Here is a 16,058-nt window from a genome sequence, read left to right as displayed (position 1 = left end):
TTCCAGACATAGTGTGACGCGATCCATGTCAGCGAGATATAATTTCATCTATTCCGCTTCCATTTTTAATGCGGCGTTACGAAAAGTTTCTGGACTTCTCGCGCGCCATTATGTGTAAAAACAAATGATTAGGATATCCAACTGTCAGGCGGACTATCTAATTATAAACCAAGCTTGAGAGTATGCCGCCTTTTTGCTGTTTTTATCTGCTGGTTGACGCCAGTATAGTACCGTAACAGACAGAATAGCCCGGCATGAGCAGGCCCTGGAAACCGGGCTGGCACGGGATGGAGAAGAGGCAGAAGGGTCTTGCGCCCTATGCGAGCTGAAAGGAATGCAGTCGTTGCCCACGCGCGTGAAGATGATGCAATCGTCCGGAACGAAAGTTTCGGGAATTGAAGCATTGGGTGGAACAGGCCGAAACGGCCTTCTCATTGCCGCCGCACTTCTGGCTTTGACCGTTGCCGGCTGCCAAAGCTCCACAACCACGGCACTCAGCACTGTCGACAAGGCGCAGGGGTCGAGCGAGAACATCAGTTCGCTGACAAGCGTGATCCAGAGCAATCCGCGTGATCCGGAAGGCTACAATGTGCGCGGTTCCGCCTATGGCAAGTCCGGGCGCTACAAGGAAGCGCTGCGCGATTTCGATCAGGCAATAGCGCTCAATCCGAATTTCTATCAGGCCTATGCCAACCGCGCGCTGGTCTATCGCTATATGGGCGACAGTACCAAGGCCGTGCAGGATTACAGCAAGGCGATTCAGCTCAATTCGCAATATGACGCCGCCTATATCGGGCGAGGCAATGTCTACCGTCAGGCCGGACGTCTCGATCAGGCGCTCAGCGACTTCAATCAGGCTATCGCCCTGCAGACGACCGATGGTCGCGCCTATCACAATCGCGGCCTGATCTATCAGGCCAAGGGTCAGCACAAGCAGGCCATCGAAGATTTCTCCAAGGCAATATCGCTTAATTCCACGGCGCCGGAGCCATATAATGGTCGCGGCATTTCCTATGTGGCGCTTGGCGATTACGACAACGCCTTCGACGATTTCAACACCGCCATCACGCTCGACCAGAACGTGGCGGAAAGCTGGGCCAATCAGGCGCTTGTCTACGAGCACAATGGCGACAAGGCCAAGGCTGCGAATTCCTATTCGCGTGCCGTGCAGCTTGATCCGAAATACCAGCCTGCAAAAGACGGTCTGGCCCGTACACGCGGATAACCTTCGATATTATCAAGAATTGAAGAGTGATAGCGGCGTTTTCCAAAATCGAAAGCGCCGCTTTTCTTTATAGTTGGCCGCGATATATTGAATCTCATGTCGCTCTTCGATCACATCGGATTCAAAGCCCGTAACGTCAATCGCAGCCTTTCTTTTTACGAAAGCTGCATGCCCGAACTTGGCCTGGAGGTCATTGCCCGATCAGGCAGCGGTTTCTTCGTCAGCGGGGGAGAACGGGCACCGGTTCCGTTTCTGTGGATTCACGGCGGCCACGATGGGGCGGGTGATGGCGATGACAAGCCCGGCGACCGTCTGCATCTCATGTTTACAGCCGGAAGCCGCGAGGCGGTGGAGGCGTTTCATGAGGCCGCGCTGAAGGCTGGCGGCAGGGAGAGCGGCGGCCCCGCCTATCAGGGGCCGGAAGAAATGGGCTATTACGCAGCGCTGGTCTTCGATCCCGACGGAAACACGCTGGAAGCGGGTTTCCGTGAGAGGAAGAGATAAGCGGGCAGGGAACAGATCAGGCGCGTAGGTTGCGCTTGTCGAGACGGCTCACCAGCCGGTCGCCGATCCACTGGATGCCGCAAACCATGATGATGAGGATGATTACAACCGCGATCATGATCTGCGTCTCGAAGCGCTGATAGCCGTAGCGAATGGCGAGATCGCCGAGACCGCCTGCGCCAATAGCGCCCGCCATTGCCGATGCGCCGACCAGTGTGATGATCGTGACCGTGAAGCCTGCGATGATGCCGGGCAGGGCTTCGGGGACGAGCACTTCGCGCACGATGGTCCAGCGATTTGCGCCCATGGAGCGTGCGGCTTCGATGAGGCCATGATCCACTTCACGCAGCGATACTTCCGCAATGCGCGCATAATAGGGAATAGCGGCAATGGAAAGCGGCACGATGGAGGCCCATGTGCCGATTGACGTGCCGACGATGAAGCGCGTGACGGGAATGAGCGCCACCAGCAGAATAATGAACGGAACCGAGCGGAAGCCATTGATGATGGCGCCAAGGATCGTGTTCAGCGTCAGGTTCTGTGCAAGGCCGCCACGCTCCGTCAGGATCATGATGAGTGCCAGCGGCAGACCGACGACGAGCGAAATCAGGCTCGAAAAGCCGGTCATGATGATGGTCTCCCAGAAGGAGCGCCAGAGAAGATCAAGCATCGCCTGAGACATAGCCGAGTACCTCCGTGGCGTCTGCATGGATGTTGAGATAGGTGATTGCGGCGTCGAGTTTCGCCTTGTCCTGTGCGGGCAGGCCGATGAAGAGCGTGCCGACCGGCTCACCCTGGATCGTATCCATGCCGCCATGGATGAGCTGCGGTGCCACGCCGGTGGCAGCAGCGACATTGTTGAAGAACGCGCCTTTTGCGGCTGCGCCCGACAGCTTTACCTTCAGCACGGCGAGGGCGCCGGATTTCTCCAGCCGGTCGCGCCAGATGGCAGGCAGTTCCGGTGTCAGCACCTGCAACATGCTCTGCGTGACGGGCGATTGCGGATTGGCGAAGACCTTCCAGACCGGGCCTTCCTCGGCGATGGCGCCGTGGTCCAGCACGATCACGCGGTCGGCAATGCGGCGGATCACTTCCATCTCATGCGTGATGAGCAGGATGGTAAGGCCGAGCTTGGTGTTGATGTCTTTCAGCAGGGCCAGAATGGACTGGGTGGTTTCCGGGTCGAGCGCGGACGTCGCTTCGTCCGAAAGCAGTACAGCCGGTTCGGCAGCAAGGGCACGGGCAATGCCAACGCGCTGTTTCTGGCCGCCGGAAAGCTGGGCGGGATAGTGCTTTGCCTTGTCGGAAAGGCCGACCAGTTCCAGAAGTTCCGCAACACGCTTGGCGCGTTCAGCCTTCGGCTTCCCCGCGATCTTCAGCGGCAAAGCGATGTTTTCCGCAACCGTCTTGGCTGAAAGCAGGTTGAAATGCTGGAACACCATGCCGATGCGACGGCGCACGGGACGCAGTGCGTCTTCGCCAAGGCCGGTGATTTCGCGCCCTTCGATCAGGATCGAACCGGCATCCGGCTTTTCAAGGCCGTTGACGCAACGGATCAGCGTGGACTTGCCCGCGCCGCTGCGACCGATGATGCCGAGAATTTCGCCGCGCGCGACGGAAAGCGAAACGCCGTTGATAGCTGCCGTATCGCCGAACATTCGGCGCACGTCTTTCATCTCGACGATGGGCGCTGATGTGGCGGGTGGCTTTTCAATGGTCACGGTCGATTCTTCTATAGTTTGATGCGCCGCTGCGAACAGCGGCTGTTTTATTAAGGTTCAAGGAAGGATGATGCCTCGCTCAAGCCATCAGCTTTTGCTGTGGCGATGCTTTAGGGCAATTTTTGTCGGTACGTCAATAAAAGCCGCGCCGGAAACGGTTCCGGCGCGGTCTTTCAAGCATCAAAGGCAATTATTTCCAGGCCGGGATGCCGGTGCCCTTGTAGGCACGGTCGATTTCGGCCTTCACGGCGTCGTTCTGGAACGAAGCCACGAGATTCTTCACCCATTCGGCGTTTTCATCTTCGGTGCGGACTGCGATGAAGTTGTTGTACGGGTTGTTTTCCTTCGATTCCCAGCCGATTACCTCTTCCTTGTTGAGGCCTGCCTTTGCTGCCCAGTCGTTGTTCACGATGGCTGCATCAAGATCGTCGATGGAACGACCAACAACACCGGCGTCGAGTTCCTTGATCTCAAGCTTCTTCGGGTTTTCGACGATGTCGATCGGGGTGGCCAGAATGCCTGCATCCGGCTTAAGCTTGATGAGGCCCTTTTCTTCCAGGACGCGAAGCGCACGGCCTTCGTTCGACGGATCGTTCGGCACGCCGACCACCGCGCCTTCCTTCAGCTCGTCAAGGCTCTTGTGCTTGCGTGAATAGATGCCGATCGGCCAGACGGCGGTGTAGCCGGCAACGCTGATCTTGTAGCCGTGCTGCTTGATCTGCTCATCCAGATAAGGCTTGTGCTGGAAGGCGTTGGCGTCGATTTCCTTGCGTTCCAGAGCTTCATTCGGCTGGTTGTAATCGTTGAAGGTCACGCGCTCGATGTTGAGGCCGTGCTTTTTGCCTTCTTCGGCAACGACTTTCCAGACGTCTTCATCTTCACCGCCCATGATGCCGACCTTGATGGTCTTGTCTTCTGCGTGGCTCGGCGCCGACGCGAAGCCGACAGTCAGTGCGGCTGCGGTGAAGAGGAGGGCTTTCAGACCGGCGCGACGGGTCAGCGTATAGCGGGAAAGGACTGACGACATTTTGTTTTCCTTGTTTAAAGACTTTTGGAGAGCCGGTCCCGGAAAGCGATCTTTTGAGATGATCTTTCTCCCCCTGCCCACCTTGTTGCCGATAATTCCCTTTTGTCGGGCAATAAACAAGGAAAATTATTTCAGAATTTGCCAGAGCGATGATGCCGAAATTGCGTTCACAAGACGGTGAGCGGATTGCCATTTCCGCTCACCGTCTTCACAGGAATCTGGTTCTAGCGGTTGTCGGCAATAATCATCTGTGCGGCCTTCTCGGCGATCATGAGAGTCGGCGAGTTGGTGTTGCCGGAAGTGATGGTCGGCATGACCGAGGCGTCGGCGACGCGAAGGCCCGCAATGCCGTTGAAGCGCAGGCGCGGATCGACGATTGCTTCCGCGTCCTGTCCCATGCGGCAGGTGCCGACCGGATGGAAGATCGTCGTGCCGATATCGCCGGCCGCCTTTTCCAATTGCTCCTGCGTTTCGTAAGTGGGGCCGGGCTTGAATTCCTCGGGGCGGAACTTCTGCAACGGTGCCTGTGCCACGATACGGCGCGTGATACGGATGGCGTCGGCGGCAACGCGGCGGTCGCTTTCGGTGGCGAGATAATTCGGCTTGATTGCCGGTTGGGCGCGATGATCCGGCGATTTGATATGGATCGAGCCGCGGCTGTCGGGGCGCAGATTGCACACGCTTGCCGTGAAGGCAGGGAAGGGGTGAACGTTTTCGCCGAATTTTTCGAGACTGAGCGGCTGCACGTGATATTGCAGATTGGCGGTCTCAAAGGACGGGTCCGAACGGGTGAAGACGCCGAGCTGGCTTGGCGCCATGGACATCGGCCCGGATTGCCGCAGCAGATATTCCAGCCCGATCATCGCCTTGCCAACCAGCTTGTTTGCCTTCTCGTTGAGCGTCGGAATGCCGGTGACCTTATATGCACAGCGCAATTGCAGGTGATCCTGAAGGTTTTCGCCAAGCTGCCTGCGCTCCAGCGTGACCGGGATACCCGCCTGCTGCAGCACGTCGCCGCGCCCGATGCCCGACAATTCGAGGATTTGCGGCGATCCGACCGCACCGGCAGCGAGAATGACCTCGCGCTTTGCCTTCACCGTGCGGGTGGTGCCGTTCTGGTCGAAAGTGACGCCGGTGGCGCGCAGTTCCTCGATCTCGATGCGGCGCACATGCGCGCCGGTTTCGACACGCAGGTTCTTGCGGCCTCGTGCCGGGCGCAGAAAGGCCTTGGCCGTATTCCACCGGATGCCGCGCTTCTGGTTGACCTTGAAATAGGACACGCCTTCATTGTCGCCGCGATTGAAATCGTCGATGGCGGGGATGCCCGCAGATACGGCTGCGTCGCGGAAGGCATCCAGAATATCCCAGTGCAGGCGGGCGCTTTCGACGCGCCATTCGCCACCCGCGCCGTGCAGATCGCTAGCGCCTGCAAAATAATCTTCCGACTTCTTGAACAGCGGCAGGACATCGTCCCAGCCCCAGCCGTCGCACCCGGCCTGACGCCACAGATCGTAGTCGCGAGCCTGACCGCGCATATAGATCATGCCATTGATCGAGGAGCAGCCGCCCAACACCTTGCCGCGCGGATAGCCGAGCGAACGTCCGTTCAGTCCCGGTTCGGCTTCCGTGGTGAAGCACCAGTCGGTGCGTGGATTGCCGATGCAATAGAGATAGCCAACCGGGATGTGAATCCAGGCGTAATTGTCTTTTCCGCCTGCTTCCAGCAGCAGTACGGAGCGGTTCTGGTCTGCGGAAAGCCGGTTCGCGAGGGCGCAACCTGCCGTGCCCGCGCCAACCACGATGTAATCGTAGGTGTCGGTCATGATCTCATATCCAGTAAAAGGCGAAGCCGCTATCGAGCGAGCGTGCGGCTCCCGAAATGTTGGTTAGCCGAAGAGTTTCTTTCCAATCCGCGATGCATAGAACTCGCCTACGATTCCTTTCCGGAAGAGGAGGACGCATGCCATGAAGATGAGGCCCGTGACGATTGTGACTGGGAAGTCGGATGTAGCGAGATAGTTCTGCAGTGCGACGACGAAGGCGGCGCCGACGATGGGTCCGATCAGCGTGCCGATGCCGCCGAGCAGCGTCATCAGGATGACCTCGCCCGACATCTGCCAGCCGACATCGGTCAGCGTTGCAAACTGGAAGACAAGCGCTTTCAAGCCGCCCGCGAGGCCTGCAAGCCCTGCCGACATGACGAAGGCTGCAAGCTTGTAGCGGTTGACGGAGTAACCGAGCGAGATCGCGCGGTTTTCATTTTCGCGCACCGATTTCAGGATCATGCCGAAGGGCGAGTTGATGATGCGCCAGATGATAAAGACACCAAGGACGAACACGGCCAGCACGAAGTAATACATGTTCATCGGCTGGTTGAGGTCGATGATGCCGAAGAGAAACCCGCGCGGCACGCCCTGCAATCCGTCCTCGCCATGGGTGAAGGAGGCTTGCAGGCAGAAGAAGAAGAACATCTGCGCCAGCGCCAGCGTAATCATCGTCGAATAAATGCCCTGGCGGCGAATGGCGAGATAACCGATGACGAGGCCAAGCGCTGCTGCGGCGAGAACGCCCAGCACGAGGCCGAGTTCCGGCGTGACACCCCAGACTTTCACCGTATGGGCCGTGATATAGGCAGCACCGCCGAAGAAGGCCGCATGGCCGAAGGATAGAATGCCGGTATAGCCCAACAGAAGGTTGAAGGCGGAGGCAAACAGCGCAAAGCACAGCATCTTCATCAGGAAGATGGGATAGACCATGAAGGGTGCTGCCAGCAGCCCGACGAGGGCAATGCCGAGCACGATGATCGAGAGGCTGTTGACGGCAGGCGCCTTGCTGTCGCGCGGGGTCGCGGTTGCCTTGAGGGCGGGCTTGAGAGCGGTATCAGCCATATCAGGCCTCCTTCCCGAACAGTCCGGCGGGTCGAACCAGAAGGACGATAGCCATGATGACGAAGATGACGATGCTGGAGGCTTCCGGATAGAAGACCTTGGTGAGCCCTTCCGCCAGCCCCAGCACATAGCCGGTGATGATGGCGCCGAGGATCGAGCCCATGCCGCCGACGACCACCACGGCAAAGACCACGATGATGATGTTGGAGCCCATCAGCGGACTGACCTGATAGATCGGCGCGGCCATGATGCCAGCCACACCGGCAAGCGCCGCACCCAACGCATAGGTGAAGGTGAGGAGCAGCGGCACATTGATGCCGAAGGCTTTTACCAAAGTGGGGTTTTCCGTTGCGGCGCGCAGATAGGCGCCGAGCTTGGTCTTTTCGATCAGGAGCCAGGTGCCAAGGCAGACGAAGAGCGAGGCGACGACGACCCAGGCACGATAGTTCGGCAGGAACATGAAGCCGAGATTGTGTCCGCCCGCAAGCGAAGGCGGCACCGCATAGGGCTGGCCGGCAGCGCCATAATAATAGCGGAACGTGCCTTCGATCACGAGGGCAAGGCCGAAGGTGAAGAGCAGGCCATAGAGCGGGTCGAGATTGTAGAGCCGCGACAGGGCCACGCGCTCGACGATCGCGCCGCCCAGCCCGACGATGAGCGGGGCGAGGATAAGCGCTGGCCAATAACCGATGCCAAGCCAGCTCAACAGCAGATAACCGACAAAGGCACCCAGCATATATTGAGCGCCATGGGCAAAGTTGATGATGCGCAAAAGCCCGAAGATGATGGCAAGGCCAAGGCTCAGCATGGCATAGAACGAGCCGTTGATGAGGCCGACCAGCAACTGCCCGAGAAGCGCCTGCAGGGGGATACCGAAGATCATTGTCATGTCAGACTCCCAAGGCTTCGTTCAGGGCTGCCATGCGGTCGGGCAGCTCGGCGGTCGGGAAGTTCTCCGTCACCACGCCATGATCCATGAGATAGAAGCGGTCCGCGACCTTGGCGGCAAAGCGGAAGTTCTGCTCGACCAGCAGGATGGTCATGCCGCGCTTCTTCAATTCCACCAGCACATCGCCGATGCGCTGCACGATGACAGGCGCCAGACCTTCGGTCGGCTCGTCCAGCAGCAGCACCTTCACGCCGGTGCGCAGGATGCGCGCAATGGCCAGCATCTGCTGTTCGCCGCCCGACAGTTTGGTGCCGGGGCTGGTGCGCCGTTCATGCAGGTTGGGGAAAAGCGCGTAAATCTCGTCCAATGACATCAGGCTCTGCTCGCCTTTGGCGACGACCGGCGGCAGTAGCAGGTTCTCATGCACGCTGAGCGTGGCGAAGATGCCGCGTTCTTCCGGCACAAAGCCCAGACCTTCATAGGCGATGCGGTGCAAAGGCACACGCATGATGTCCTTGCCGCCGAGGGTGATACTGCCGGTGCGCTTGCGGATGATACCCATGATGGCGCGCAGCGTCGTCGTCTTGCCGACGCCATTGCGGCCCAGAAGCGTGATGGTTTCGCCGGGCCAGATATCGAGGTCGACGCCGTGCAGGGCATGGCTTTCGCCATACCAGGCATTGAGCCCGCGCACGGATAATAGCGGTTGGCCTCTAGTCATGTTCGGTTCCCATATAGGCGGTGCGCACGCGCTCGTCTTTGGAGACGGTGGCATAATCGCCGGAGGCGAGGATTTCGCCGCGCTGCAGCACCGTGACGTGGTGGGCAATGTCGGCCACCACCTTGAGATTGTGTTCGACCATCAGCACCGCGCGGTCCTTCGCCACATCGGCAATGAGGGCGGCAATGATGTGGACGTCTTCATGGCCCATGCCTGCCATCGGCTCGTCGAGCAGCAGCACTTTCGGATCGAGCGCCAGCGTGGTGGCGATCTCAAGTGCGCGCTTGCGGCCATAGGACAGATCGGCGGCCTGCGCATGACGGGCATCGGCAAGGCCGACACGTTCCAGAAGCTCGACGGCCTGCGCATCGAGCCGGTCGAGTGCCGAGAGCGACCGCCAGAATTGCGTGGCAAGCCCGTTGGGGCGCTGCAATGCGACCTTCACATTTTCCAGGACAGTCAGATGCGGAAAGGTTGCTGAAATCTGGAACGAGCGCACCAGCCCCATGCGGGCCACCCTGGCCGGATCGGTCTTGGTGATGGTCTCGCCCAGAAGCGTGATCTCGCCACTCGACGGCTGCAAGAATTTGGTCAGGAGGTTGAAAACAGTGGTCTTGCCTGCGCCGTTCGGGCCGATCAGCGCGTGAACGCGGGCATGTTCCACATCAAGATCGACATTCTTCACCGCGTAAAAGCCGCCAAACGACTTGCCCAGTCCGCGCGCCGAAAGAACCGTCCGACCGCCAGATGAGCCACCATCGTTCGGCCCTGCTTCAGGCAGGGCCGTCATATTGCCAGTTGCTGCGTTCATTCAACCAGCCTCTTACTGCGTTACCAGCGGGCAGCCGCTTTCTTCCGGCTTCATGTAGGCCTGATCGCCGGGAATGGTTGCTAGAACCTTATAATAGTCCCATGGCGCCTTGCTTTCATCAGGCTTCTTCACTTCCATCAGATACATGTCATAGATCATGCGTCCGTTGGGGCCGACCTTGCCATGACGGGCAAAGACGTCTTCGACCGGCATTTCATGAAGCTTCTTGGCGACGGCTTCGGTTTCATCCGTGCCTGCTTCCTTGATCGCCTTCAGATACTGGGTGACAGCGGAATAGGTGCCTGCCTGGATCATGTTCGGCATACGGCCCGTGCGCTCGAAGAAACGCTTGCCGAATTCACGCGATTCATCGTCACGATCCCAGTAGAAACCTTCAGTCAGCGTCAGGCCTTGAGCGGCTTCGAGGCCGAGACCGTGCACTTCCGACAGGGTAAAGAGCAGGGCCGCGAGGCGCTGTCCACCGGCAACGATGCCGAATTCAGCCGCCTGCTTGATCGCATTGGACGTGTCGAGACCGGCATTGGCGAGGCCCACGACCTTCGCGCCGGAGGCCTGTGCCTGCAGCAGGAAGGAGGAATAATCGGTCGTTGCCAGCGGGTGGCGTACGGAACCCAGCACCTTGCCGCCCTTGGATTCGACGAATTTGCTTGTCTGCTCTTCCAGCGAATAGCCGAATGCATAATCGGCAGTGAGGAAGAACCAGGTATCGCCGCCCTGCTGCACAAGCGAGCCGCCAGTGCCGACGGCAAGCGCATGGGTGTCATAGGCCCAGTGGAAGCCATAAGGCGTGCACTGCTTGCCGGTCAGTTCCGACGTGGCTGCGCCTGTGTTGATGGTGATCTTTTTCTTGTCTTTCGACAAAGCCTGCACAGCGAGGCCGACCGACGAGGTTGTCAGTTCCATGATGGAATCGACCTGCTCCGTGTCGTACCATTGGCGGGCAATGTTCGAGGCGACGTCCGGTTTGTTCTGGTGGTCCGCCGTGATGATCTCAATTGGCGCATCGAGCACTTTGCCGCCAAAATCTTCGGCTGCCATCTTGGCAGCTTCGAACGACCATTTGCCGCCGAAGTCGGCATAGACACCCGACTGGTCGTTCAGAATGCCGATCTTGACCTTGCCGTCGGAAATTTCCGCTGCCGACGAAATGGCCGTGGCGGCGAAAAGCGCTGCCGTTGCAAGTGCGAGACATTTCATGAAGTGCTCCTCCCAATCAACACTTTGAGCCATTGCGGAAAAACCGCACGGCATCCTCCTTCAAGCAGTCTTTGCCAGGCAGGAAACGACTTATCCTCTTTGTCGTTCATCCCTCCCTTGCGCCCGATTTGTTCCTCCGCTCGGGCTTTGAATTAGAACGGTAGCATTGACAAATGCGTACACGAACAACAATTTTTGAACACCGTCTGTTCAAAAACGTACAGATAGAGCAGCATAAGCTGCTGCAATTGTTTGGGAGGGGTGCATGCGGCAGTTCACATGGGACGATCTGCAATATTTTCTTGCGGTTGCGCGCACCGGCCAGCTCTCGACGGCGGCGCGGCAATTGCGCACCAGCCATGTCACGGTTCTGCGTCGGATCGACCGGCTGGAACAGGCCCTTGCGACCAAGCTGTTCGAGCGCAATCCGCGCGGCTATCTGCTGACGCCGATCGGCGAACGGCTGGTGAACTCCGCCGAAGTCATGGAACGTGAGGCGATGAAGTTCCAGACCGAAGCCACCGGCAATCTGGCGGCGCTGTCAGGCGTCGTTCGCCTTTCGACGCTGGAAGGTTTCGGCAATTTCTTTCTTGCCGACCGTCTGCCGGTGCTGGCGCAATCCTATCCGAGCCTGTTCGTGGAGGTGGTGACGATCCAGCAGATCATGTCGCTGTCACGTCGCGAGGCGGAATTGTCGATCACGCTGCATATGCCGCGCACCGGCCCCTATCACAGCGAGAAGCTGACGCCGTATCGGCTTTTTATTTATGGTCATCGCGATTATCTGGAGCGGCATCCGCCGATCAGGACGCGCGAGGATATGGCACGGCACCCGTTCATCGGCTACATCGACGACATGGTGTTCACGCCCGGTCTCGATTACATGCGCGAAATCCTGCCGGGGCAGCGCTGCACCTATCAAAGTTCAAGCATCCATGCGCAGCTTATCGCCACGCAGATCGGCTATGGCCTGTGCGTGCTGCCTTACTTCATCGCCAGTCGGCATCCGGAACTGGTTCCGGTTCTGCCGCGCGAAATGCATCTGGTGCGTGAATACTGGATGAGCTGCCACATTGATGTGGTGGCCGCACCGCGAATCCGGGTGCTGAGCGATTTCATGATCCGCTCGGTGCGCGAATCTTCAGCAATTTTCCTTGGGGAATCCCTGCTGCGGGCATGAATTATAGGGAGATTGTCGTTCGTTGCCGGTCAGATCGTACCGCCGCCAATGGCGAAAATGCATGTGATGACGAGCGCGGTAAAGCCGAACCCGATAATGAATAGATTAAGCGTCTTCATGTCCCCTCCTTTTCAACCCAGGGGCGTTATGTTCGACTTGCGGTAGAATGTCTACCTTAAATTGTAGTAGTCCAAACTAAAGTTGTGGAGCCTGATTTCAAACGGTTTCACGCTCGATATCACGGCGAAGCACAATTGCCGTAGTGAGATCCTCTACAGTTTCATGAGTGGCGATGAGATCGCGCAGGCTGTTGAGCCGGTCTATGGAGGGGACTTCAACCTCGACAATCAAATCGAGCTGGCCGCTCACCGAGGAGACCCGGCGCACTTCGGCATGACGCGCCAGTTCATCGAGGAGGCCGAGTGCCGGGGTGCGCTTGAGACTGACCAGAATCATGGCGCGAATGACATTCTTGTCGATCTGGCCGATATCCGCCCTGTAGCCGCGAATGACACCATTCTTCTCAAGATTGGCGACGCGCTCCCCGGTTGCGCTGCGCGAAAGACCGATGCGGCCCGCCAGCGTTTTCAGCGGAATGCGCGCTTCCTTGGAGAGAATGGCCAGTATCTCGCGATCTTTCGCATCCAGTTCCCGCATGGTCGGTTCTTTCGTGCTGCCGTAAATGTACCGGTCCATTCCGGCAAAGTGCCGGTCTGACCGACGCCTTTTCTGATGCCTGAAAATCGCGGACATGCCAAGCTCATCCTGTTACTTCCCATTCATATTCAACCCGTGAAGCGCCTCCCATGACCGATCTTTCGCATCCCGCTCCCGATTTTTCTCCGCAAGAGGCTGAAGTGCTGGCCCAGCTTCATTTCGGCGTGACGGCGAGTGCCTCGCCGCTCGACAGCGAGCGCGACCGCAATTTCCGGCTGAAGACGGGCAATGGATCGGGGGGCTGGATTCTGAAGGTCGTCAATGCCAGCGAGCCGCGTGTCGAAAGCGAGTTCCAGACCGCGCTGCTGCAGCATCTGGCCAAGGCCGATCCGGCGCTTGCCGTGCCGCGCCTGAAGGCGAGCCTGTCGGGTGAGGTGCTGGCCTCTATCGAAAAGGAAGCGGGCAAGCCGCATGCGTTGCGGGTGGCAAGCTGGCTTCCCGGAACGCCGCTGGCCGAGGTCAAGCGCACCAACACGCTGATGCACAATCTGGGCGGTGCGCTGGGGCAACTGGACCGCGCCTTGCAGGGCTTCATTCATCCGGGCGCCTTGCGCGATTTCGACTGGGACGTGCGCCATGCGGGCCGGGCGCGTGACCGCCTGCATTTCATCGACAAGCCGGAAGACCGCGCCGTCGTCGAGCGTTTCCTTGTTCGTTTCGAGCGCGATGTCGCGCCAAAGCTGCCGCTCCAGCGCGCCCAGGTGATCCACAGCGACGCCAATGACTGGAATGTGCTGGTCGACCCACAGGACAACGAGCGTATCGCCGGGCTGATCGATTTCGGCGATGCGGTCCACACCGTTCTGGTCGCCGAAGTGGCAATTGCCGCTGCCTATTCCATTCTGGACATGGACGACCCGATTGGTGCAGCCGCAGCTCTTGCTGCCGGGTTCCATGCGAAATATCCGCTTTTGCCGCAGGAAATCGATCTCATATTCGATCTGATTGCGATGCGCCTCGTCACGAGCGTCACGCTGTCGGCCTCACGCCGCGAAAAGACCGATGATAATCCTTATCTTGCGATCAGCGAAGCGCCTGCATGGCGGCTTCTGCACAAGCTCGATGCCATGAACCCGCGCTTTGCCACCGCCATTTTGCGCAAGGCCTGCGGTTTCGATGCTGTCGACGGTGCGGGTGCGGTGCGCGACTGGATCAGTGCCAACCGAAAGAACTTCGCCCCGATCGTTCACCCGCATCCGGCGACCATGACCAAGGCGCTGGTGCCCTATGGCGACCCGGCTCATGTGATGACGGTCGATTCCGCCGGGCAGCGCCCGAAGGAAGCGACCGCCTGGTGGGACGATTTCTGCGCCCGCAACCATGTGCAGCTCGGCATCGGTCCATGGGGCGAAAAGCGTACTGTCTATACCGATGAGGCGTTCCGTTCGCGCTTTGTCGAAGGCGAGCGGCGTGTCCACCATCTGGGCCTCGACCTGTTCATGCCGGCAGGCACGCCCGTCTACACGCCGCTTGCAGCCACTGTGAAAAGCGTCGAGATCGAGACCGCGCCGCTCGGCTATGGCGGGCTTATCGCGCTGGAGCATCAGCCGGAAGGCTGCCCGGCTTTCATCACGCTCTGGGGCCATATGGCGCATGAAGCTGTTGCCCGGTTGAAGCCGGGGCAAAAGCTCGCCGCCGGTGATCTTGTCGGCGCTATGGGCGACATGCACGAGAATGGTGGCTGGACGCCGCATCTCCATTTCCAGATTTCGACCGATACCGGCCTCACGGCAGCGGAAATTCTGGGCGTTGGCGAATATGCCTATCTCGATGTCTGGGCTGATATATTCCCGGATGCCGCAGTCCTTGCCGATATTCCGGCAGAAGCGTTCCACCAGACCGGACGTACGCGCGCTGAAATCGTCAGCGCCCGCAAGGATATTCTGCTGCCGAACCTCTCCATCTCCTATTCCGAGCCGATCAAGTTCGTGCGCGGCGAAGGGGCATGGCTGATCGACAATCGGGGCCGTGCCTATCTCGATTGCTTCAACAATGTCTGCCATCTCGGTCATGCTCATCCGCAAGTGGTGGAAGCGATTGCCAGACAGGCCGCGATCCTCAACACCAATACGCGTTATCTGCATGACAGCATCATTTCCTATGCCGAGCGCCTGACGGCGACCTTGCCGGAAGGCTTGACGGTAGCCTCGTTTGCCTGCTCGGGCAGTGAAGCGAACAGTCTGGCGCTGCGCATGGCACGTGCGCATTCGGGCCAGCGCGATGCGCTGGTGCTCGACTGGGCCTATCACGGCACGACACAGGAGCTGATTGATCTCAGCCCTTACAAATACAAGCGCAAGGGCGGCAAGGGACGTCCGGACCATGTGTTCGAGGCCGTCATCCCCGACAGCTACCGCGCGCCGGAAAACTGGCCGCTGGCGGAACATGGCAAGCGCTTTGCTGAAAGCATTGCCGAGCAGATCGAGGCCATCAAAAGCCTTGGACGCGGCCCGGCTTATTTCATTGCCGAGTCGATCCCGAGCGTCGCCGGTCAGGTCTTCCTGCCGGAAGGCTATCTGCAGGAGGTCTACGCGATGGTGCGGGCGGCTGGTGGTGTCTGCATCGCGGATGAGGTGCAGGTCGGCTTCGGCCGTGTCGGTAGCCACTGGTGGGCGTTTGAAATGCAGGACGTGGTGCCGGATATCGTCACCATGGGCAAGCCCATCGGCAACGGTCATCCGATGTCGGCTGTGGTAACGACCCGTGAAATAGCCAACAGCTTCAACAATGGGATGGAATATTTCAACACATTCGGCGGCAATCCGGTTTCCTGCGCGACAGGTCTGGCAGTGCTGGATGTGATTGAACGCAACGATCTGCGCCGCAACGCGCTCGATATAGGCAACTATCTCATCGACGGGTTCCGTTCGATGCAGAAGCGCTTCGATATCATCGGCGATGTGCGCGGGCAGGGGCTGTTCCTCGGTATCGAGCTGGTCACGGATCGCAAGACCAAGGAACCGGCAACGGCTCTGGCCAAGAAGATCAATGATGGCGCGCGCGAACGCGGCATCCTGATGGGAACCGAAGGTCCGTTCGACAATGTTCTGAAAATGCGCCCGCCGATGATCTTCACGCGCGCCAATGCCGATCATCTGCTGAGCGTTCTGGAGGATAGCTTCGCGGCTGCGCTGAAGTAGAGCATGTCTCCCGAAAG

14 protein-coding genes are annotated in these 16,058 nt (G+C 59.1%); 4 read left to right on the top strand and 10 right to left on the bottom strand.

The window, feature by feature from the left end; genetic code table 11:
- The first annotated feature begins 334 nt into the window (after positions 1 to 334).
- Both F9K91_RS02875 and F9K91_RS02870 read left to right on the top strand, forming a co-directional pair.
- Positions 335 to 1,225: a tetratricopeptide repeat protein gene (locus F9K91_RS02875; protein WP_151653704.1), complete on the top strand. Its 891-nt coding sequence runs from the start codon at positions 335 to 337 to the stop codon at positions 1,223 to 1,225.
- Between the two features lie 96 nt (positions 1,226 to 1,321).
- Entirely contained in the window at positions 1,322 to 1,729 is a 408-nt protein-coding gene (locus F9K91_RS02870) for a VOC family protein (RefSeq protein WP_061345789.1), read from the top strand.
- Between the two features lie 16 nt (positions 1,730 to 1,745).
- On the opposite strand, the gene F9K91_RS02865 is transcribed toward F9K91_RS02870, so the two are convergent.
- The 9 genes from F9K91_RS02865 to F9K91_RS02825 form a co-directional block, all read right to left on the bottom strand.
- On the bottom strand, positions 1,746 to 2,411 hold the full coding sequence (locus F9K91_RS02865; RefSeq protein WP_010659461.1) for a methionine ABC transporter permease: 666 nt from the start codon (positions 2,409 to 2,411) through the stop codon (positions 1,746 to 1,748).
- Positions 2,392 to 3,450 (bottom strand): methionine ABC transporter ATP-binding protein, encoded by a 1,059-nt coding sequence (locus F9K91_RS02860; protein ID WP_151677148.1) that lies wholly within the window; start codon positions 3,448 to 3,450, stop codon positions 2,392 to 2,394. The genes F9K91_RS02865 and F9K91_RS02860 overlap by 20 nt, the downstream gene beginning before the upstream one ends.
- 190 nt (positions 3,451 to 3,640) lie before the next feature.
- Positions 3,641 to 4,477: a MetQ/NlpA family ABC transporter substrate-binding protein gene (locus F9K91_RS02855; RefSeq protein WP_151556007.1), complete on the bottom strand. Its 837-nt coding sequence runs from the start codon at positions 4,475 to 4,477 to the stop codon at positions 3,641 to 3,643.
- Positions 4,478 to 4,701: 224 nt separating this feature from the next.
- On the bottom strand, positions 4,702 to 6,300 hold the full coding sequence (locus F9K91_RS02850) for a GMC family oxidoreductase (RefSeq protein ID WP_151556006.1): 1,599 nt from the start codon (positions 6,298 to 6,300) through the stop codon (positions 4,702 to 4,704).
- A gap of 63 nt (positions 6,301 to 6,363) precedes the next feature.
- A complete protein-coding gene (locus F9K91_RS02845) occupies positions 6,364 to 7,365 on the bottom strand; it encodes a branched-chain amino acid ABC transporter permease (RefSeq protein WP_061345793.1) in 1,002 nt (333 codons plus the stop codon).
- A 1-nt stretch (position 7,366) separates the two neighbouring features.
- Positions 7,367 to 8,254, bottom strand: coding sequence for a branched-chain amino acid ABC transporter permease (locus F9K91_RS02840; protein WP_151677147.1), 888 nt, complete (start codon positions 8,252 to 8,254; stop codon positions 7,367 to 7,369).
- Between the two features lies 1 nt (position 8,255).
- A complete protein-coding gene (locus F9K91_RS02835; protein ID WP_151677146.1) occupies positions 8,256 to 8,975 on the bottom strand; it encodes an ABC transporter ATP-binding protein in 720 nt (239 codons plus the stop codon).
- The gene (locus tag F9K91_RS02830; protein WP_151653712.1) at positions 8,968 to 9,786 is read right to left on the bottom strand and encodes an ABC transporter ATP-binding protein; all 819 of its coding nucleotides are present in this window, start codon (positions 9,784 to 9,786) and stop codon (positions 8,968 to 8,970) included. The genes F9K91_RS02835 and F9K91_RS02830 overlap by 8 nt, the downstream gene beginning before the upstream one ends.
- 12 nt (positions 9,787 to 9,798) lie before the next feature.
- Positions 9,799 to 11,004: an ABC transporter substrate-binding protein gene (locus F9K91_RS02825; RefSeq protein WP_151556002.1), complete on the bottom strand. Its 1,206-nt coding sequence runs from the start codon at positions 11,002 to 11,004 to the stop codon at positions 9,799 to 9,801.
- Positions 11,005 to 11,269: 265 nt separating this feature from the next.
- On the opposite strand from F9K91_RS02825, the gene F9K91_RS02820 reads away from it, so the two are divergent.
- Positions 11,270 to 12,184 carry a LysR family transcriptional regulator gene (locus F9K91_RS02820; protein ID WP_151556001.1) on the top strand — a complete coding sequence of 305 codons (915 nt, stop codon included), beginning with the start codon at positions 11,270 to 11,272 and terminating at the stop codon, positions 12,182 to 12,184.
- A gap of 216 nt (positions 12,185 to 12,400) precedes the next feature.
- Here F9K91_RS02820 and F9K91_RS02815 read toward each other — a convergent pair whose 3' ends face one another.
- Complete coding sequence (locus F9K91_RS02815) at positions 12,401 to 12,841, bottom strand: Lrp/AsnC family transcriptional regulator (RefSeq protein ID WP_109987376.1); 441 nt, start codon at positions 12,839 to 12,841, stop codon at positions 12,401 to 12,403.
- A 149-nt stretch (positions 12,842 to 12,990) separates the two neighbouring features.
- On the opposite strand from F9K91_RS02815, the gene F9K91_RS02810 reads away from it, so the two are divergent.
- Positions 12,991 to 16,041 (top strand): aminotransferase class III-fold pyridoxal phosphate-dependent enzyme, encoded by a 3,051-nt coding sequence (locus F9K91_RS02810; protein WP_151677145.1) that lies wholly within the window; start codon positions 12,991 to 12,993, stop codon positions 16,039 to 16,041.
- The last annotated feature ends 17 nt before the right edge of the window (positions 16,042 to 16,058 follow it).

Origin of the sequence: Brucella tritici (assembly GCF_008932295.1) — a bacterium.
Taxonomy (GTDB): domain Bacteria; phylum Pseudomonadota; class Alphaproteobacteria; order Rhizobiales; family Rhizobiaceae; genus Brucella; species Brucella tritici.
Note: the sequence above shows the minus strand (reverse complement) of the source record. Positions and strands in the feature narration are given on the sequence as shown.

What these genes read in the sequence shown, in the direction of transcription:
- F9K91_RS02875 (WP_151653704.1), top strand. Translation starts at nt 335, where the DNA reads ATGCAGTCGTTGCCCACGCGCGTGAAGATGATGCAATCGTCCGGAACG.
- F9K91_RS02870 (WP_061345789.1), top strand. Translation starts at nt 1,322, where the DNA reads ATGTCGCTCTTCGATCACATCGGATTCAAAGCCCGTAACGTCAATCGC.
- F9K91_RS02865 (WP_010659461.1), bottom strand. Translation starts at nt 2,411, where the DNA reads ATGTCTCAGGCGATGCTTGATCTTCTCTGGCGCTCCTTCTGGGAGACC.
- F9K91_RS02855 (WP_151556007.1), bottom strand. Translation starts at nt 4,477, where the DNA reads ATGTCGTCAGTCCTTTCCCGCTATACGCTGACCCGTCGCGCCGGTCTG.
- F9K91_RS02850 (WP_151556006.1), bottom strand. Translation starts at nt 6,300, where the DNA reads ATGACCGACACCTACGATTACATCGTGGTTGGCGCGGGCACGGCAGGT.
- F9K91_RS02845 (WP_061345793.1), bottom strand. Translation starts at nt 7,365, where the DNA reads ATGGCTGATACCGCTCTCAAGCCCGCCCTCAAGGCAACCGCGACCCCG.
- F9K91_RS02840 (WP_151677147.1), bottom strand. Translation starts at nt 8,254, where the DNA reads ATGACAATGATCTTCGGTATCCCCCTGCAGGCGCTTCTCGGGCAGTTG.
- F9K91_RS02835 (WP_151677146.1), bottom strand. Translation starts at nt 8,975, where the DNA reads ATGACTAGAGGCCAACCGCTATTATCCGTGCGCGGGCTCAATGCCTGG.
- F9K91_RS02830 (WP_151653712.1), bottom strand. Translation starts at nt 9,786, where the DNA reads ATGAACGCAGCAACTGGCAATATGACGGCCCTGCCTGAAGCAGGGCCG.
- F9K91_RS02825 (WP_151556002.1), bottom strand. Translation starts at nt 11,004, where the DNA reads ATGAAATGTCTCGCACTTGCAACGGCAGCGCTTTTCGCCGCCACGGCC.
- F9K91_RS02820 (WP_151556001.1), top strand. Translation starts at nt 11,270, where the DNA reads ATGCGGCAGTTCACATGGGACGATCTGCAATATTTTCTTGCGGTTGCG.
- F9K91_RS02815 (WP_109987376.1), bottom strand. Translation starts at nt 12,841, where the DNA reads ATGCGGGAACTGGATGCGAAAGATCGCGAGATACTGGCCATTCTCTCC.
- F9K91_RS02810 (WP_151677145.1), top strand. Translation starts at nt 12,991, where the DNA reads ATGACCGATCTTTCGCATCCCGCTCCCGATTTTTCTCCGCAAGAGGCT.